11 protein-coding genes are annotated in these 19,399 nt (G+C 59.9%); 10 read left to right on the top strand and 1 reads right to left on the bottom strand.

What is annotated here, in order from left to right; all coding sequences use genetic code 11:
• The first annotated feature begins 102 nt into the window (after positions 1-102).
• From eprS to PSH88_RS15025, 6 genes are all read left to right on the top strand, one after another.
• A complete protein-coding gene (gene eprS / locus PSH88_RS15050; protein WP_305427001.1) occupies positions 103-3,060 on the top strand; it encodes an autotransporter serine peptidase EprS in 2,958 nt (985 codons plus the stop codon).
• A gap of 214 nt (positions 3,061-3,274) precedes the next feature.
• Entirely contained in the window at positions 3,275-6,322 is a 3,048-nt protein-coding gene (locus tag PSH88_RS15045) for an autotransporter serine protease (RefSeq protein WP_305421274.1), read from the top strand.
• A 23-nt stretch (positions 6,323-6,345) separates the two neighbouring features.
• The gene (locus PSH88_RS15040) at positions 6,346-8,034 is read left to right on the top strand and encodes a polyurethane esterase (protein WP_305421272.1); all 1,689 of its coding nucleotides are present in this window, start codon (positions 6,346-6,348) and stop codon (positions 8,032-8,034) included.
• 97 nt (positions 8,035-8,131) lie between these two features.
• Positions 8,132-9,985, top strand: coding sequence for a polyurethane esterase (locus PSH88_RS15035; protein ID WP_305421270.1), 1,854 nt, complete (start codon positions 8,132-8,134; stop codon positions 9,983-9,985).
• A gap of 280 nt (positions 9,986-10,265) precedes the next feature.
• Positions 10,266-10,652, top strand: a complete 387-nt coding sequence (locus PSH88_RS15030; RefSeq protein WP_305421268.1) for a hypothetical protein — start codon at positions 10,266-10,268, stop codon at positions 10,650-10,652.
• 20 nt (positions 10,653-10,672) lie between these two features.
• Positions 10,673-11,878, top strand: coding sequence for an acetyltransferase domain-containing protein (locus tag PSH88_RS15025; RefSeq protein WP_305421266.1), 1,206 nt, complete (start codon positions 10,673-10,675; stop codon positions 11,876-11,878).
• Positions 11,879-11,918: 40 nt separating this feature from the next.
• Here the strand turns inward: PSH88_RS15025 and PSH88_RS15020 are convergent, their stop codons facing one another.
• Positions 11,919-12,143, bottom strand: a complete 225-nt coding sequence (locus PSH88_RS15020) for a YgdI/YgdR family lipoprotein (protein WP_305421265.1) — start codon at positions 12,141-12,143, stop codon at positions 11,919-11,921.
• A 208-nt stretch (positions 12,144-12,351) separates the two neighbouring features.
• On the opposite strand from PSH88_RS15020, the gene PSH88_RS15015 reads away from it, so the two are divergent.
• The 4 genes from PSH88_RS15015 to PSH88_RS15000 all read left to right on the top strand — a co-directional run bounded on the left by PSH88_RS15015 (position 12,352) and on the right by PSH88_RS15000 (position 19,365).
• Positions 12,352-14,019 (top strand): VRR-NUC domain-containing protein, encoded by a 1,668-nt coding sequence (locus PSH88_RS15015; RefSeq protein WP_305421264.1) that lies wholly within the window; start codon positions 12,352-12,354, stop codon positions 14,017-14,019.
• Complete coding sequence (locus PSH88_RS15010) at positions 14,016-16,295, top strand: ATP-dependent DNA helicase (RefSeq protein ID WP_305421262.1); 2,280 nt, start codon at positions 14,016-14,018, stop codon at positions 16,293-16,295. The genes PSH88_RS15015 and PSH88_RS15010 overlap by 4 nt, the downstream gene beginning before the upstream one ends.
• A 127-nt stretch (positions 16,296-16,422) precedes the next feature.
• On the top strand, positions 16,423-17,343 hold the full coding sequence (locus PSH88_RS15005; RefSeq protein WP_305421261.1) for a zeta toxin family protein: 921 nt from the start codon (positions 16,423-16,425) through the stop codon (positions 17,341-17,343).
• 99 nt (positions 17,344-17,442) lie between these two features.
• Complete coding sequence (locus PSH88_RS15000; protein ID WP_305421259.1) at positions 17,443-19,365, top strand: hybrid sensor histidine kinase/response regulator; 1,923 nt, start codon at positions 17,443-17,445, stop codon at positions 19,363-19,365.
• Positions 19,366-19,399: the final 34 nt, after the last annotated feature.

The following is a 19,399-nucleotide window of genomic DNA, read 5'->3' as shown; positions in this document are numbered from 1 at the left end:
GTCCAGCGGGAGCAAGCTCCCTCGCCACAGAAACAGAGCAACGCCGCCCCTGAACCGGGGGACTACAACTCTAAAAACGCCAAAAAAGCGAGAGTCATGAACATGGACGTACAGATCAAGCCGATGTCGGTCGGCGCGCTATTGCTCCTGATTTCATCAGTACCAGGCCCAGCCCAGGCGCTGTATCTGGAAACCGGCAAACCCGGCGACCCCGCCAGTTGGCGCTCGACGGAGTTCCAGCGCGATTGGGGCCTGGCGCGCATGCAGGCTGATCAAGCCTATGCCGCCGGCATCACTGGCAAGGGCGTGAAAATCGGCGCGCTGGATTCCGGTTTCGATTCCAGCCATCCCGAATTTGCCGCAGACCGTTATCACGCGGTGACGGCCAGCGGCAGCTATGTCGACGGCTCGGCGTTCAACGTCGACGGCACGCTCAACACCAACAACGACTCCCACGGCACCCACGTCACCGGCACCATGGGCGCTTCCCGGGATGGCACTGGCATGCACGGCGTGGCGTACAACGCGCAAATCTACGTCGGCAACACCAACAAGAACGACAGTTTTCTATTCGGCCCCAACCCCGACCCGCGCTACTTCACTGCGGTCTACAACGCCTTGGCGGATGCCGGTGTCCGTGCGATCAACAACAGCTGGGGCAGCCAGCCTCCGGACGTCAGCTACCGAACCCTCGACGACCTGCATGCCGCCTACGCCCAGCACTGGAACAAAGGCACCTGGCTCGATGCCGCCGCCGACGTTTCGCGCCGTGGTGTGATCAACGTGTTCAGCGCCGGCAACAGCGGCTACCCGAACGCCAGCGTGCGTTCGGCCTTGCCGTATTTTCAGCCGGACCTGGAAGGCCACTGGCTCGCAGTGTCGGGGCTGGATCAAAGCAACCAGCAGAAATACAACCAGTGCGGGATCGCCAAGTATTGGTGCATCACCACCCCGGGCGCGAAGATCGACAGCACCATTCCCGGCGGCGGTTACGCGATCAAGTCCGGCACCTCCATGGCCGCGCCGCATGCCACCGGGGCACTGGCGCTGGTGATGGAACGCTATCCATACATGAATAATCAGCAGGCGCTGGAGGTGCTGCTGACCACTGCGACCCAGCTCGACGGCTCGATCACTGACGCACCGAGTACGCGCATCGGTTGGGGCGTGGCCAACCTTGAGCGGGCAATGCGCGGGCCGGGGCAATTGCTCGGGACGTTCGACGCCAATCTGGGGGCAGGGCAGAGCGATGTCTGGAGCAACGGCATTACCGACAAGGCGCTGATTCAGCGTCAGGCAGAAGACGCCGCCGAACGCAGCGCCTGGCAACAGATGTTGAAGGACAAGGGCTGGGAGAACGGTGTCCCGGCCGGCGCCAGTCAGCAGGATCAGACCGATTATGCGGTGGGCACAGCTCGTGATTCCGCCGCCGCCAACCGAGTCTACGAAGGCAGCCTGATCAAGTCCGGGGCCGGACGGTTGATGCTCACTGGCGACAACACTTATCGCGGCGCGGCCACGGTCAACGGCGGGTTGCTGGCGGTGAACGGCTCGCTGACGTCGGCGGTGACCGTCAATGACAGCGGCACCCTCGGCGGTAACGGACGAATCGCCGCCTTGAATGCCAATGCCGGCGGCACCGTGGCGCCCGGTAACTCCATCGGTACGCTGCAAGTCAGCGGCGATGTGACGTTCGCGCCGGGTTCGACTTATGCCGTCGAACTGTCACCCACCAGCAGCGACCAGATTATTGCCGGCGGTACGGCGACCATCAGCGGCGCCACCGTGAGCCTGTCCCTGGAAAACAGCCCGACCTTGCTCAGCACCCAACAAGTGCAAAGCCTGCTGGGCAATCAGTACAACATCTTGCAAGCGGCGGGCGGGATTCAAGGCCAGTTCGGCGCGGTGCTGCCCAACTACCTGTTCATCGGCGGCAGCCTCGATTACGCCGCCACCGGCATTCAGCTGAGCATTGAGCGTAACGCCACAACCTTTGCCAGCGTCGGGCAAACGCCGAATCAGCGTTCCGTCGCCGCCGCAGTGGAAGGGCTTGGCGCGGGTAACGCAGTCTACGAAAGCCTGCTGCTGTCACCGACCGCCAGTTCAGCGCAACAGGCCTTCCAGCAGTTGTCGGGGGAAATTTACCCGGCGCTGGGCGCGGTGTTGATCAATGACAGCCGTTATCTGCGCGATGCGGTCGGTGAGCGTCTCAATGAAGCCAACGGCTCCCGAAACAACGGCTGGATCAAAGCGTTGGGCGCCTGGGGCAAGACCGATGACAGTCACGACACCGCCGGCTACACCACGTCGATTGGCGGTTTGCTGGCCGGTGTCGATGGCGCTGTCGATGACCAAACTCGTGTGGGCCTGGTCGCCGGTTATAGCGACAGCTCGGTCAGCATGGGCTCCGGAACTCACTCATCAGCACAGATCGACAGTTATCACCTGGGCGCCTATGCCGGCCACGAAATGGGCGCGTGGCGTTTGAGTGCCGGCGGCGCCTACAGCTGGCATCGGGCCGACGTCAAACGTGACCTGCAATACGGTGACGTCAGCGCCAAACAGAAAGCCAAAGTCGATGCCGGGACCACCCAAGTATTCGGCGAGGCAGCGTATCGCCTGAACCTGCAAGCACTGGCCTTGGAACCGTTCGCCAATCTGGCGTACGTGCACCTCGACACCGAGGGCTTCACCGAAAAAGGTAGCGCCGCCGCGCTCAAAAGCAGTAGCGATCGGCGTGACGCGGTACTCAGCACCCTGGGCGTACGCGCACTGAAAACGGTGACGTTGTCCGGTCAACAACAGCTGGACCTGAGCGGCAGCCTCGGCTGGCAGCACAACCTGAGCAACACCGATTCCGAGGAACACCTGGCGTTTGCCAGCGGTGGCACTCCGTTCGTGGTGGAAAGCTCGCCGCTGGTTCGCGATGCGGCGCTGGTGGGCGCCCATGCGAGCCTGGCCTTGAGCCGGGATGTTCGGTTGAACCTCGATTACACCGGCCAACTGGCCAGCCGCGAGAAGAGCCACGGCGTCGGGCTGAGTCTCAATTGGCAGTTTTAAGTCTGTGAACACTGATTGTGGCGAGGGGGGCCTGGCGCAATCCCTGTGGGAGTGGGCTTGCCCGCGAAGAGGGAGTGTCAGTCGACATTAATGTTGCCTGATACACCGCTATCGCGGGCAAGCCCGCTCCCACAGGTTCCGCACCTTGACTGACAGGATTGGGCAGGCCCCTGGCCACAAGGATTTTGGCAACACAACTAAGGACGGTAGCTCGATGGATAACAAGTACAACAAACTTGCCTTGCTCTGCGCACTGGCCACCCTGGGCACCGCACACGCGGCGCCCTACGTGGAAAACGGCAGGACAGGCGATCCCGATAGCTGGCGCAGCACGGAGTTCAACGCCGACTGGGGGCTAGGGGCGATCAACGCTCAGGAGGCCTACGCGGCCGGTTACACCGGCAAAGGGGTGAAACTGGGGATCTTCGATCAACCGGTTTACGCCTTGCACCCGGAGTTTTCCGGGGCCAACAAGGTGATCACGCTGGTCACCAGTGGCATTCGCGAATACACCGACCCCTACATTCCGGTCAAAGCCGGGGACGCCTTTCTCTATGACGGTTCGCCCTCGGTAGGCTCCAACGGCAAACTCGGTGCCCACGGCACCCACGTTGGCGGGATCGCCGCCGGCAGTCGTGATGGCGGCCCGATGCACGGTGTCGCTTTTGGCGCGCAAATCATCAGCGCTGACAACGGCGACCCAGGCCCGGAAGACGGCATCATTCGTGGCAACGACGGAGCGGTGTACAAGGCCGGTTGGGACGCCCTGATCGCCAGCGGCGCACGGATCATCAACAACAGCTGGGGCATCGGCATCACCGACCGCTTCGACCTCGGTGGTCGTGACCCGGCGTACCCGCACTTCACCGTGCAGGACGCACAGGTGCAGTTCAACGAGATCCAGACGTTGCTCGGGACCAAACCCGGCGGTGCCTACGACGGCGCCATCGCGGCGGCCCGCAGCGGCATCGTGACGATTTTCGCCGCCGGCAACGACTACAACCTCAACAACCCGGACGCCATCGCCGGTCTCGGTTACTTCGTTCCGGAGATCGCGCCGAACTGGATGACCGTCGCTGCGTTGCAGAAGAACCCGGACATCAACAGTCCCGAGCTTTACAACATCAGTACCTTCTCGTCGCGCTGCGGCTATACCGCGAGTTTCTGCGTGTCGGCACCCGGCAGCCGGATCTACAGCTCGATCATCAGCGGCACCAATGCCGCTGACCTGACCACCGGCTACGCCAACTACAACGGCACCTCCATGGCGGCGCCGCACGTCGCCGGCTCGGTGGCGGTGTTGATGGAACGCTTCCCGTACATGACCGGCGCGCAAGTCGCCAGCGTGCTGCGTACCACCGCCACCGACCTTGGCGCACCCGGCGTCGATTCGCTGTATGGCTGGGGCATGATCAACCTGCGCAAAGGCATCGATGGCCCGGCCATGTTCGTGACCGAGCAGGACATTCCCGAGGAATTCCGCATCGAAGGCGCCTACGGCTCCAGTCAATTTGTCGCGGACTTGCCGGGTATCGGCGCGATCATCGATGCCGGCAAACCCACCGAGCGTGTGTGCAATGACGTGCACTGTGGGCTCGACGTCTGGCGCAACGACATTTCCGGCCATGGCGGCCTGACCAAGCAGGGCATCGGCACGCTGGTGCTGACCGGCGCCAATACGTACGCCGGCCCGACCCTGGTCAATCAGGGCCGATTGGCAATCAACGGTTCGCTGCTGTCGGCCGTCACCGTCAATGACAGCGGGATCCTCGGCGGTAACGGCAGCATCGCGGCGCTGACCGCGAAAAGCGGCGGTACCGTGGCGCCTGGCAACTCCATCGGCACCTTACAGGTGGCGGGTGACGTGGCTTTCGAGCCTGGCTCGACCTACGCCGTAGAGCTGTCGCCCACCAGCAGCGACCAGATCATCGCCAGCGGCAAGGCGATCATCGAAGGCGCAACCGTCAGCCTGTCTCTGGAAAACAGCCCGACATTGCTGACCACCAGCGAAGCGAAATCCCTGCTGGACAATCAGTACAACATCCTGCAAGCGGCTGGTGGAATCGAAGGGCGCTTCGGTGCGGTGGTGCCGGATTACCTGTTCCTCGGCGGCACTCTCGACTACTCGGCTAGCGGCATTCAATTGGCAGTGGTGCGTAACGCGACGTCCTTCACCAGCGCTGGCCAAACCCCGAACCAACGCGCCGTGGCCGCTGCCGCCGAGCAACTGGGCGCAGGCAATCCGCTCTACGAAACCCTGCTGCTGTCGCCGACCGCCGCTGTCGCGCAACAAGCGTTCCAGCAACTCTCCGGCGAGATTCATCCGGCAATCGGCACGCTGCTGATCAATGACAGCCGTTACCTGCGCGATGCGGTTGGCGAGCGTCTGCGCGAGCACGATCTGTTCGACGCCGCGGCACCCACCGATGACCGCAGCAACGCCTGGCTCAAAGTACTCGGCGCCTGGGGCAAGAGCGATGGCGGGCATGACAACGCCAGTTCCAACAGCTCCATTGGCGGGTTGCTGGCCGGTGTCGATGGCTTGATCACTGAAGATACGCGACTGGGTTTCGTCACCGGTTACAGCGACAGTTCGTTGAGCATGGGCGATGGCACGCATTCGTCGGCCTCGGTCGACAGCTACCACTTGGGTGCGTACCTGGGCCATGAAATCGACGCGCTACGCCTGAGCGTTGGCGGCGCTTACAGCTGGCATCGCATTGACGTCAAACGTGACCTGCAATTTAACGGCGTCAGCGGCAAGCAGAAATCCAAACGCGATGCGACCTCCGCGCAACTGTTCACCGAGGCGGCGTATCGCCTTGACCTGCAACCGATCGCTCTGGAGCCATTCGTTAACTTGGCTTACGTGCACTTGAACACTGAAAGCTTCAGCGAAAAAGGTGACACCGCCGCGCTCAAGGGCGGTGAAAACAACCGCGACGTGGTGCTCTCGACCCTTGGCCTGCGGGCGAGCAAAGCCATTGCGCTGTCCGACCAGCAACAGCTGGAACTGTCCGGCACGCTCGGCTGGCAGCACAACCTGAGCAACACCCGTTCCGAAGACCACTTGGCCTTCGTCAACGGCAACACCGCGTTCAGCGTGCAAAGCGTGTCCATGGACCGCGATGCCGCGGTGGTCGGTGCCCGTGCCGGGTTGGCGCTGGGCCGCGATACCCGCTTGAGCCTGGATTACAACGGGCTGCTCGGCTCCCGGGAAAAAGACCACGGTATGGGCCTGACCCTGGACTGGCAGTTCTGATTTGACGCTAAGGAAGCAACAACATGGGACTGTTTGATTACAAAAATGCTGACGGCAAGGCGTTGTACAGCGACGCCATCGCGCTGACGCTCTACGCGTACACGCCCACCGGCCAGCCACTGCCGGCGACCGCTTGGGCGCCGATTGGCGCTGCAGCGTTGGGCTACCAAGGCAACGTCGGCGCTCAAGGCACCTTCTATGGCGAAAAGGACGGCTTCACCAGCGCCGAAGCCGAAATCCTCGGTAAATACGATGGGGCAGGGAAGCTGATCGGCATCGGTATCGCCTTCCGTGGCACCGGTGGCCTGGGGTACAGCGACACCTTCGGCGACATGAAAAACAACCTGCTGGCCGCGGTCGGTCCAGTGGATTACGCGACGAACTACGCAAAAAACGCCTTCGATATCTTGCTGAAAAGCGTCGCCGCGTTCGCCATCGCTCACGGCCTGAGTGCCAAGGACGTATTGGTCAGCGGGCATAGCCTCGGTGGCTTGGGGGTCAACAGTCTGGCAGAGCTGAGCGGCAATAACTGGGGCGGTTTCTTCAAGGACGCCAACTACATCGCCTTCGCCTCGCCGACCCAAAGCGCCACCGGCAACAACGTGCTGAACATCGGCTACGAAAACGACCCGGTGTTTCGCGTGCTCGACGGCACCACCTTCAGCAGTGGCTCGCTGGGCAAGCACGACGGTCATCAGGAGTCGGCGACCAACAACATCGTCAACTTCAATGACCAGTACGCGTCCACCGCGCAGAACCTGGTGCCGTTCAGCATCCTCAACCCGCTGAACTGGTCGGCTCATGGCTCGTTGGGCTATGCCGACGGCTTGAACCGGGTGATCGACTCGCGCTTCTACGACCTTACCGACAAGGACTCGACGCTGATCGTGTCCAACCTGTCGGAGTCGTCCCGAGGCTCGATCTGGGTTGAAGACCTGGGCCGCAGCGGCGAGCCGCACACCGGCAGCACGTTCATCATCGGCACCGACAGCCATGACTGGCTCAAGGGTGGCGCGGGCAATGATTTCATCGAAGGCCGTGACGGTAACGACCGGTTCCGCGATGACGGTGGCTACAACCTGCTGCTGGGCGGCAAGGGCAGCAACACCTTCGAGCTGCAGAAGCCGTTGCAGAACTTCAGCGTTGCCAATGACGGCGACGGCACGCTGTATGTGCGTGACGCCTACGGCGGCATCAGCATGACCCGCGACATCGGCGCGCTGGTGAGCAAGGAATCGGGTTCGTGGTGGGGCAGCAAGGAGGTGACCTACAACGTCACCGCCAATGGCTTGCTCAATGGCACGGAACTGACCCACTACAACCACTCGCTCAATGGCGACGCCTACGGCAACACGCTGGTGGCCAGCGTCGACGGTGACTGGCTGTTCGGCAACGCCGGCGACGATCTGCTGCGCAGCGACAAAAGCCACGTGACCTTCGTCGGCGGCGCGGGCAATGACGTGATGCACGCCTCGGGCGGCGGCAACACCTTTCTGTTCAGCGGCGCCTTCGGTTTCGACGCGATCAATGGCTACCAGGGCAGCGACAAACTGGTGTTCGTGGGCGTCCAGGGCGCGGGGCAGGGCTATGACTACGCTCAGCACGCGACCCAGGCCGGCAACGACACTGTGCTCAAGATTGGCGATTACGCCGTAACACTGGTGGGCGTGGGTCTGGATAATCTCTCGGCTTCGGGAATTACGTTTGCGTAAAGGCTGCATGCACTGGAGGCTCCGGGGCGCCTTGTGATTGAGGCGTCCTGGCTGTGAGCTATCTCTGACAATTCCAACAAAGAGAGAGGCAATACCAATGGGTGTGTATGACTACAAAAACTTCGGCACAGCAGACTCCAAGGCGTTGTTCAGCGACGCCATGGCGATCACGCTGTATTCCTATCACAACCTCGACAACGGTTTCGCCACTGGTTACCAGCAAAACGGCTTCGGTCTGGGCTTGCCGGCAACCCTGGTGACCGCACTGATTGGCGGCACCGATTCCCAGGGCGTCATCCCCGGAATTCCCTGGAACCCCGACTCGGAAAAAGCCGCGCTCGACGCCGTGCAAAAAGCCGGTTGGACGCCAATCACCGCCGCGCAACTGGGCTATGACGGCAAGACCGACGCTCGCGGAACCTTCTTCGGCGAGAAGGCCGGTTACACCAGCGCGCAGGTGGAGATCCTCGGCAAGTACGACGCCCAGGGTCATCTCACCGAAATCGGCATCGCTTTTCGTGGCACCAGCGGTCCGCGAGAGATCCAGATCGGCGACTCCATCGGCGATGTGATCAACGATCTGCTGGCGGCGTTGGGTCCCAAGGATTACGCGAAAAATTACGCGGGCGAAGCCTTCGGCAATTTGCTCGGCAAAGTGGCGGCGTTTGCCCAGGCCAATGGGCTGTCGGGCAACGATGTATTGGTCAGCGGCCACAGCCTCGGCGGGTTGGCGGTCAACAGCTTGGCGGACTTGAGCAGCGAAAAGTGGTCCGGATTCTACCAGGATTCCAACTACATCGCCTACGCCTCGCCGACCCAGAGCAGCAGCGACAAAGTGCTGAACATCGGTTATGAAAACGACCCGGTGTTCCGGGCCCTTGATGGCTCCACGTTTAACCTGTCCTCGGTGGGCGTGCACGATGCCGCCAAGGATTCGACGACCGATAACATCGTCAGCTTCAACGACCACTACGCCTCGACGGCGTGGAACGTGCTGCCGTATTCCATCCTCAACATTCCCACCTGGATTTCGCACTTGCCCACCGGTTACGGCGACGGCATGACCCGGGTGCTGGAGTCGCAGTTCTACGAACTGACCAGCAAAGACTCGACCATCATCGTCGCCAACCTCTCGGACCCGGCGCGTGCCAACACTTGGGTCCAGGACTTGAACCGCAACGCCGAAACCCACAAAGGCAGCACCTTCATCATCGGCAGCGACGCCAATGACTTGATCCAGGGCGGCAAGGGCAGTGACTACCTGGAAGGCCGCGACGGCAACGACACCTTCCGCGATGGCGGCGGCTACAACATCCTGTTGGGCGGCAAGGGCAGCAACGTGCTGGACCTGCAGCAGTCGGTGAAGAACTTCACCTTTGCCAATGACGGTGCCGGCAACCTGTACGTGCGCGACGCCAATGGCGGCATCAGCATCACCCGCGACATCGGCAGCATCGTTACCAAGGAGCCAGGTTTTCTCTGGGGTGTGTTCAAGGATGACGTGACCCACAGCGTCACCACCAATGGCCTTGCGGCCGGCAGCAACCTGACCCAGTACGCCTCAAGCGTGAAGGGCACGAGCGGCGCCGATACTCTCAACGCGCACGCAACGGGCGACTGGTTGTTTGGCCTTGATGGCAACGATCATTTGATTGGCAGCATTGGTAACGACGTGTTTGTCGGCGGGGCGGGGAATGACCTGATGGAGTCGGGTGGCGGGGTCGATACGTTCCTGTTCAGCTGCGCGTTTGGTCAGGACCGGGTGGTGGGTTATCAAGCCAACGACAAACTGGTGTTCCTCGGGGTCCAGGGCGTTGCACCGAACGACGATTATCGGGCCCATGCCACGGCGGTGGGGCAGGATACGCTGCTTACGTTTGGCAGTGATTCGGTGACCTTGGTGGGGGTCGGGCTGGACAGTTTGTCCAGTGGGGGGATTGTGATCGCCTGAGGGTAATGGGCGCCTGCTAGGGCCCTATCGCGGGCAAGCCCGCTCCCACAGTGGTTGGTGATGTTCACAAAATCTGTGTCCGCATCAAATCCCTGTGGGAGCGGGCTTGCTCGCGAAGAACGATAACGCGGTAAACCTGCCTGCCTCCGTGACTCACCATTCACTCCTGGACTCCAATACCTGCATCAACAGGAACTGGCACTAAAGCATCAGCCCTTTCATGCGTTACACTATAACGCTATAGCTGCATGCCGCCATTGAGTACAGGAGATTCTGCAACGTGAGTAACAGCAAGAGGTACACCTTCGGTTTGGCGCTGGCCTTTATATCGGCAACCGCCGCCGCCGACCTGCCTCAGAGCTCGATTCTGACCCGTTACGGGGTCACCTCCGATCAACTGCCGAAACCGGCAGTGACCGAACCCGCCAACCCCATCGAAGAAAAAAGCCGCTTCCAGATCCAGCCGGAACAGCCCTGGGTGACCGTGCGCCTGGGCGACGGCAAACAACCGGAGAAGACCGGCAACATCAGCATCGATCGTTCGATGCAGCAGGAACTGGAGCGTTGTCAGCGGATGCAGGAGCCACTGCTTCGGCGCGGAGGGCAATACATTTCCTGCGACAGCAGCATTCCGGGATTCACTGAGCCGCCAGCAATAGTCCACTGACCACGACATGAGTGACTGATATGACCCTATCCACCAGCGTGGCAGGGCAGGCGGGAAGTATTTCCCCTGCGCTGGCCACCAGCGTTGCAAAAACCAACACCCGGATGCTGGCCATCGATGCCCTGCGCGGCTTCGTCATGCTGTTGATGCTTATCGACCATGTGCGGGAAACCTTTTTGCTACACCGCCAGGTGACCGACCCGATCGACGCCTTGAGCGTGACCCCGGACCTGTTCTTCACCCGCCTGCTGAGCACCCTCTGCGCCCCGGTGTTCATCTTCCTCACCGGTTTGTCGGCTTGGCTCTACAGCCAGAAACACACGGCCAATGAAACCTCGGTGTTCCTGCTCAAGCGCGGGTTGTTCCTGGTGTTTCTGGAACTCACGTTCGTGTGCTTTGCCTGGAACGCCGAGTTCCCGCCCAAGACGTTGTGGCTGCAAGTGATCTGGTGCATCGGTATCTGCATGATCGTGCTCGCCGGGTTGCTGCACTTCAAGCGCGGTTGGCTGATCGTGCTCGGGGTGGCGATTGTCGCCGGGCACAACCTGCTCGATGGCGTGACCGTGGGGCCGGAATCGCCGTTCTTCGTACCGTGGTCGATCCTGCATCAGCGGGTATTCATCGACATCACCGAATTCACCAGGGCCCGCACCACGTATCCGGTGTTGCCGTGGATCGGCGTGATCCTGCTGGGTTGGGCCATCGGGCCGTGGTTCGGCAAGGACATGGAGCCGGCCCAGCGGATTTCCCGGTTACTGAAAGTCGGCGTCGGCCTGCTGGTGGCGTTCGTGTTCATCCGTTACCTGAACGTCTACGGCGAGAAGCCTTGGGTGCAGACCGGTGATTCGCTGCGCACCTTCATGAGCTTCATGAGTGCAAAGAAATACCCGCCATCGCTGATGTTCCTGATGCCGACCCTCGGTCTGGGGCTGATCCTTCTGGCGTTGTTCGAGAAGGCTCAGGATCGCTGGTCTACCGCGACCCTGGCGATTTACGGCGGTGCGCCGATGTTCTTCTACTTGCTGCACCTGTACGTGCTCAAGGCCATGTACCTGGTCGCTGTCGCCATCTGGGGCGTTAATCAAGGCACCTATTACGGCTTCGATAATCTGCCCATGGTCTGGCTGTGGAGCGTGATTCTCGGGGTGTTGCTGTTATTCCCGACACGCTGGTTCGCCAACCTCAAACAGCGCCGTCGTGACATTGCGATTCTCAAATATCTCTGATTGGCTGCCCGCGTTGACAACAACGCGGGCAACTAGAGGATCAGTCTTCCTTGCGAACCGTGGCCACTTCATCGGCCCGGACTTTCACTTTCGCCCCGGAAATATCTTCAAATTCGTAGAAGCCATCCTCGGTCTTGGTGTTTGGCATGTCCTTGGTCAAATACTGGGTGCCGTTCTGCAAGGTCACGACCGTTGGCGTCGAGCAACCGGCCAGGGCCAGAAAGGCCGCTGCGGCCAGGGGCAAACCCAGAATCTTGATATTCATACACACCTCTCATCACTGAATAAAAACAGCGCGAACGCCTCGCTTGAGGTAATCGTCACTGTGCCTTCTAACGCGGTTGGTGCGATGGAATGGCAGAAAGTTCGATGGCCACCCGAAAATTGCCGAATAGCCTCGCCACTGATCCTTTTCCGTTTGCACCGGGTGGGGCATAGCTGGTATCTGTACGCATAACCAGTACTCGTTTGCCATGGCCCTTTTGCCCGTGATTGTAAATCCTCTCGACGATCCGTTCTATTACTTGAACAACTTCATGCAAGTGCTTGATTGGCTTGAACATCGTTATGCCGATGTATTGAGCATCGAGGAACACGATTTCATCCGCGATTTCAATCGAATGCCCCGCGAGTCCCAGGCCTTGCTGGTCAGACTGGTGATGCGTAAAGGTTTGCATTTCAGAGCTGGCAAACTGAGTTACGTCGAGATCGGCGACATCGACAGCGCTGCGGCGCCGCTGCTGGCATCGGGCTGGATCGACGAGCAATCGCCATTGCACATCGAGGACTTGTTCGAGGTATTGCTCAAGGCCGAGATTCTCCAGTGCTTTGGCAACGCTATTGAACAGCCAAAAGGCAAAAAGACCGATTGGCTGCCGGTTCTGAGCGAGCAGTTTCCCGAGTCGCAAAGTTTTGCCCGGTGGTGCCCGGCATTGAATGACCGGTTGTTCAGCCTGACCGTCATGGGCCTGTGCGACCGGCTGCGGCTGATGTTTTTTGGCAATCTTTACCAGGACTGGTCGGAATTCGTGCTGGCCGACCTGGGCATCTTTACCTATGAAAAAGTCGAGTTCTGCGCCGAGTCCCGAGGGTTGCGCAGTCGCGAGGACGTCGATGCCTGCCTGTTCCTGCATAACTGTCAGCAGCGTTTCGAGGCCGGTGACGACGTGGCGACGATTGTCGGGCAGATCAACGGGCTGCAGCTCGACAACCCCTGGCTGCAAAGACGTCGGGGCAAACTGCTGTTCCAGATCGGTCAGCATTGCGAGCGCGTCGCGGATTTTTCCACCGCCCTGAGCCTCTACCGCGAATGCGCTTACCCCGGCGCGCGTCTGCGGCTGATTCGCGTGCTGGAGCGCTGTGCTGAATACCAACTGGCGATGGACCTGGCCGCCCACGCCGAGCAAGCCCCTGAAAGCGCCGCCGAGCATCAGCATCTATCGCGTGTGCTGCCCAGACTGCGGCGCAAATTGGGCGGGCCGCCGATCAAGCGGCCAGCCCCTCGGCCCATGCAGCGCCTGGACCTGCAACTGCCCAGGCCCGATCCGGCGTTATCGGTGGAGTCTTACGTTCAGGCGCACCTGGCGGACGAGTCGGCGCCGGTGCATTACGTCGAGAACAGCTTGATCAACTCGCTGTTCGGGTTGCTGTGCTGGCCGGCGATCTTCGCCCCGTTGCCGGGGGCGTTTTTTCACCCGTTCCAGCGCGGGCCGGTGGACCTGCACAACGAAGACTTTCATGCGCGGCGCGCGGACCTGTTCCAGGCCTGCCTCGCCGAGCTCGATGACGGGCGTTATGTGCAAACTGTCCGCGAGCGTTACAGCGCCAAGTGGGGCGTGCAGTCACCGTTCGTATTCTGGGGCGTGCTGAGCGAAGAACTGCTGGAGCAGGCGCTCGACTGTCTGCCCGCCGAACACCTGAAACACTGGTTCAATCGACTGCTGCTCGACATCAAGGCCAATCGCGCTGGCATGCCGGACCTGATCCAGTTCTGGCCGCAAGACAAAACCTACCGGATGATCGAAGTCAAAGGCCCCGGCGATCGGCTGCAAGACAATCAATTGCGCTGGCTGGAATTCTGTCACGAGCACCAGATGCCGATCGCCGTTTGCTACGTGCAATGGGCGGAGCAGGGCGCGTGAGCTACAGCATTGCGGTGCGGGCGCTGTGTGAATTCACCGCCAAGGTCGGCGACCTCGACCTGCGCTTCACCCCGTCGCCGACTGCGCTGGAAGGCATCGTCGGGCATCGCACCGTGGCGTCACGGCGCAGCGAGGGTTACCAGAATGAGGTCGCGCTTGAGGGCCAGTATCGAACCTTGACGGTGAAGGGCCGGGCGGATGGCTACGATCCGGCGCAAAACTGCCTCGAAGAAGTCAAAACCTACCGTGGCGACCTGAGCAAGCAACCGGCCAACCTCCGGCAGCTGCATTGGGCGCAGGCGAAGATCTACGGTGGGTTGATGTGCCAGAAACTGCAGTTGGAGCAGATTAATCTGGCGCTGGTGTATTTCGATATCGTCAGCGAAAAGGAAACCTGCCTGGTCGAGGCTTTCAGCGCCGCCGACTTGCAGCTGTTCTTCGAACACCACTGCGGATTGTTCCTGCACTGGGCCGAGCAGGAAATGGCCCATCGCGAAGGGCGCAATCTGGCGGCGCAACAGTTGGCATTTCCCCATGCCGATTTTCGCTCCGGGCAACGGCATCTGGCTGAGTCAGTGTTCAAGGCTGTCAGCACCGGTCGCTGCCTGATGGCCCAGGCACCGACCGGTATCGGCAAGACGGTCGGCACGTTGTTCCCGATGCTCAAGGCCCTGGCGCCGCAGCAACTGGACAAGGTGTTTTTCCTTACGGCGAAAACCCCGGGGCGCAAATTGGCGCTGGACGCCGCCCGTGTCATCCTCGACAGCGCCGACGCGCCACCCTTGCGAGTCCTCGAGATGATCGCCCGGGACAAGGCTTGCGAGCACCCGGACAAGGCCTGCCATGGCGAGTCCTGCCCGTTGGCCCAGGGTTTTTATGATCGTCTGCCGGCCGCGCGTCAGGCTGCCAGTCAATTGAGCCTGCTGAACCAGAGCGCCTTGCGCGAGGTTGCCCTGCAGCATGACGTTTGCCCCTACTACCTGAGCCAGGAAATGGCCCGCTGGGCGGACGTGGTGGTCGCCGACTACAACTACTATTTCGACTTCAGCGCATTGCTGTTCGGGCTGGCCCAAGCCAATAACTGGAAAGTCGCGGTGCTGGTGGATGAAGCCCATAACCTGGTGGAACGTGGCCGGCAGATGTACAGCGCCAGCCTCGACCAGGCGACGTTGAACAGCGTGCGAAAAACCGCGCCTGAGGCACTGAAGCGGTCCTTGCAACGGGTTAATCGCGAATGGAATGCCCTGCATGATCAGCAACTCAGCCCCTATCAGGCCTACGACAAAGCCCCGGAAAAACTGCTTCAGGTGCTGTCCTTATGCTGCGCGAGCATCGGCGACTACTTGAATGATCATCCCCAGGGCCTGGACAGCGGATTACAAAACTTTTACTTCGACATGCTGCAATTCGGCCGCGTGGCTGAACTGTTCGATGAACATTTCCTGTTCGACATCAGCAAGCGCGACCTCGAGCGCAAGCGCAACCTGTCGCAACTGTGCCTGCGCAATGTTGTGCCCGCCGCTTTCATTCGCCCGCGCCTGACAGCTGCGCGTAGCTCTGTGCTGTTTTCCGCCACCCTGAGCCCTCGGCATTACTACGCCGATTTGCTGGGAACACCGGCGAGTACGGTATGGATCGATGTGGAATCGCCATTTCAAGCCGATCAGCTGCAAGTGCATATCGTCAGCCAGATTTCGACCCGCTATGTCCATCGTCAGGCATCCCTTGAGCCCATCGTCGAGCTGATTGCCAAACAGTTCACCCAACGCCCTGGCAACTACCTGGCGTTTTTCAGCAGCTTCGATTATTTGCAGCAAGTGGCCCAGTTGCTGGCCGAACGGCATCCGCACATCACGCTGTGGTCGCAGTCCCGGGGAATGGGAGAAGGGTCGCGTCAGGCGTTTCTCGATCAATTCACCGTTCACAGTCAGGGCGTAGGGTTTGCGGTGCTGGGTGGAGCATTCGGCGAAGGCATCGATTTACCTGGCGCGCGGTTGATTGGTGCCTTTATTGCCACCCTGGGGCTGGCGCAACTGAATCCGGTCAACGAACAGATGAAACAGCGCATGGCGGTGATTTTCGGTGCCGGTTATGACTACACCTACCTGTTTCCGGGCGTGCAGAAAGTCGTGCAAGCAGCGGGGCGGGTGATCCGCACTCAGCAGGATAAAGGGGTGGTGATGCTGATCGATGACCGGTTTGGCGAGAGCAAGGTCAAGCAATTGTTACCGCGCTGGTGGTCAGTTGAGTCGACGCAATTTCCTTCTGTGCTGTAGGAATATTTACTTTATAAAACAGTGACATATCTTGAAAGACACGCTCATTTGAACAAACAGCGAAACAGCGCTTTATTCAAAAGGCAGCAATCACTTTCAAGCGAATCTTTGATAAGGAAATCAAGGTATGTCAGCAGCCCCGAATCTAGCCCCGAATTACACTTACACCCCAGAGCAGGTCACTGCAGCATTCACTGAAATCACCGCAACGCTGTTCACCGGCATTACTGCCGAGGAAACCCCAAAAATGCTGATCGTTGCCGGGCTGCAAGGGTCAGGTAAAACGTATCTGCTGGAAAAAAAACTGCTGCCCTCGAAACGCTACGACAATTATGTTCGTCTGTACCTGCCCAAATACCGCGAAAAACACCCTCAATACGCAGAGATGATCAAGCTGGGTGTCCTGCACGCTTATGAGCATACGGAAGCCTTTGTCCGGAAGCTCGGCGAGCAGATCTTCGCGGAGGCTTTTAACCGCAAATACAACATCATCATGGAGTGTGCATTCGACAGCATCGATTTCGCCGCTTTTCCACCGAAGGCGACGGAGGCCGGCTACCAGGTCGAGGCCCATATCGTCGCCTGTAATCAAGAGTTCGCTCATGCATCGAGCATCAAAAGAGCACTCAGGAGTCTGGAAAAGCAGGAAATGGAAAGGTTCGTCACTGTGTCGGATCTGGATGCCAGCATGAGTAACGCGCAAGCGATCATTCTGGCCTTCGAGACGGCCGCCAAAGCGATCAGCGGCTCGCAAATCACCTTGTATGAACGCGGGTTGGGGGCATTGAAGGAACGGACCTTACGCGCTCAAAGTACGTATACAAAAGCCGCCGACGGGACTTCGACCATCGCAGAAACATCGACACCTTATACGTACAGCGCTTATGGGGCGATCATCGACAATCACATCTACACGATGAGTGATCGCGATGAAATGATAAAAGAATGCCATCTGGCACTGCTCAAAACCCAAGCCCATGCTGAACGGGTGCCGGATTTTGTGTACAACGATCTGTACGCCTATATCGTCAAGTACGTGTACCGATAATCCGTCGCGCCAATGCGACAAACCCACGTATTGGTTTTTTTGAATTTCCAAACAAGCGGTTTGTCGCATACAGAAGAACAACAATTAGGACAGGGATCCATGAGCGATGACCGGACCAAGACCAATGCCATCGAGGAGATGCGATTTCGTCTGCTGATCGATGCAGTGGTCGACTACGCGATTTACATGATCGACCCCGACGGCATTATCAACAGTTGGAATTCCGGTGCCAAACGCTTCAAGGGATATGAAGAGGCGGAGATTCTAGGTCAGCACTTTTCGCGTTTCTATACCGAGGAGGATCGCAAAGCCGGTCTGCCCCAGCGCGCGCTCGATACCGCCATTCGCGAAGGGCGGTTCGAGGGCGAAGGCTGGCGGGTTCGCAAGGACGGCACGCATTTCTGGTCCCACGTCATCATCGATCCCATTCTCGATCCGTCGGGCAAATTGCTGGGTTTTGCCAAGATCACTCGAGATCTGACCGACCGTAAAATGGCCGAAGAAACCCTCAAGCAAAGTGAGCAGCAGTTTCGGCTGCTGGTGCAAAGCGTCACCGACTACGCCATCTACATGCTCGCCCCGGATGGACGTTTGACCAACTGGAATCTGGGGGCTCAGCGAATCAAGGGATATCGGCCTGAAGAAGTTATCGGCCAGCATTTCTCGATGTTTTACACCCCTGAAGACCGTGAAGCCGGTGAACCGCAACGGGCGCTGGAGATTGCTACGCGCGAGGGGCGATTCGAAAACAAGGCCTGGCGCGTGCGCAAGGACGGCACGCAGTTTTTCGCGCATGTCGTGGTTGACCCGATTTGGGGCGAAACCGGCACGTTGCTGGGGTTTGCCAAAATCACTCGGGACATCACCGAGGTGACCCAAGCCCAGCAAGCCCTTGAAAAAGCCCGCGAAGCGTTGTTTCAGGCGCAAAAAATGCAGTCCATCGGTCAACTCAGCGGGGGGATTGCACACGACTTCAATAATCTGCTGACCGTTATTCTCGGCAACCTGGAAATCGTTCGTAAACGTGCGGCAGACGACCCGAGAATCACCCGTTTGCTCGACAACGCCACTCAAGGCGCCTTGCGTGGCGTTTCCCTGACCCAGCGCATGCTGGCGTTTGCCAGGCGTCAGGAACTCAAGACCGAATCCGTTGAGATACCAGCACTGATACAGGGGATTACCGGGCTGTTGCGCAGCTCTCTGGGGCCTGCGGTGAGCATAGAAACCCGCTTTGCGCCCGAACTCGAACCGGTGATGGCCGACGTCAATCAGCTCGAACTGGCGGTGCTGAATCTGGTGACCAACGCCCGCGATGCCATGCCCGACGGTGGGAAACTCGTGATCGATGCCAAGGTGCAAGAAGTCGACGATCAGGCAATCCTGTCCCTGCCGTCAGGCCGTTTTGTCTGCCTGAGTGTCACGGATACGGGGGAGGGCATGGATAACGCAACCCTGGCGTCGGCAATGGATCCTTTCTTCACCACAAAAGGCGTCGGCAAAGGCACTGGCCTGGGGTTGTCGATGGTTCATGGGTTTACTGAACAACTGGGTGGACGCTTCATTCTGAAAAGCCAGAAGGACGTCGGCACCACTGCCGAACTCTGGTTACCCGTTGCGCTAGCCAGCTCGACCACCGAACCCGCTATCGAGGAGACAGCCATGTCGCGGGTGCCTCGTCTGTGTGTGTTGGTCGTGGACGACGATAGTCTGGTATTGACCAGTACCTGCCTGCTGCTTGAGGACCTGGGCCATCGGGTGATCAGCGCAGCGTCTGGTGCACAGGCACTGGAGCGGTTCGACAGCGAGCACAACATTGATCTGGTCATTACGGACATGGTCATGCCCAAGATGAGTGGCGCGCAACTGGCTCAGGCTATTCGGGTGATAAGGCCACACCTGCCGATCATCCTCGCCACCGGTTACGCCGAGCGCCTGGAAGGCTTCGCGTCCAGACTTCCGCGCCTGTCCAAGCCCTTTACCCAACTCAATCTGGTGGAAGTCATTGCCTTGGCGATGAAGTGATAGTCGCGGGCAAATCAGATATGTAGGCGCCAGG

This window comes from Pseudomonas wuhanensis (genome assembly GCF_030687395.1).
GTDB lineage: Bacteria > Pseudomonadota > Gammaproteobacteria > Pseudomonadales > Pseudomonadaceae > Aquipseudomonas > Aquipseudomonas wuhanensis.
The sequence above is the reverse complement of the archived record's forward strand: the minus strand, read 5'-3'. Positions and strand labels throughout refer to the sequence as shown.

Coding starts and splice junctions, on each gene's coding strand:
- PSH88_RS15020 (WP_305421265.1), bottom strand. CDS start 12,143: ATGAATATCAAGATTCTGGGTTTGCCCCTGGCCGCAGCGGCCTTTCTG.
- PSH88_RS15025 (WP_305421266.1), top strand. CDS start 10,673: ATGACCCTATCCACCAGCGTGGCAGGGCAGGCGGGAAGTATTTCCCCT.
- PSH88_RS15045 (WP_305421274.1), top strand. CDS start 3,275: ATGGATAACAAGTACAACAAACTTGCCTTGCTCTGCGCACTGGCCACC.
- PSH88_RS15005 (WP_305421261.1), top strand. CDS start 16,423: ATGTCAGCAGCCCCGAATCTAGCCCCGAATTACACTTACACCCCAGAG.
- PSH88_RS15015 (WP_305421264.1), top strand. CDS start 12,352: ATGGCCCTTTTGCCCGTGATTGTAAATCCTCTCGACGATCCGTTCTAT.
- eprS (WP_305427001.1), top strand. CDS start 103: ATGGACGTACAGATCAAGCCGATGTCGGTCGGCGCGCTATTGCTCCTG.
- PSH88_RS15040 (WP_305421272.1), top strand. CDS start 6,346: ATGGGACTGTTTGATTACAAAAATGCTGACGGCAAGGCGTTGTACAGC.
- PSH88_RS15035 (WP_305421270.1), top strand. CDS start 8,132: ATGGGTGTGTATGACTACAAAAACTTCGGCACAGCAGACTCCAAGGCG.
- PSH88_RS15000 (WP_305421259.1), top strand. CDS start 17,443: ATGAGCGATGACCGGACCAAGACCAATGCCATCGAGGAGATGCGATTT.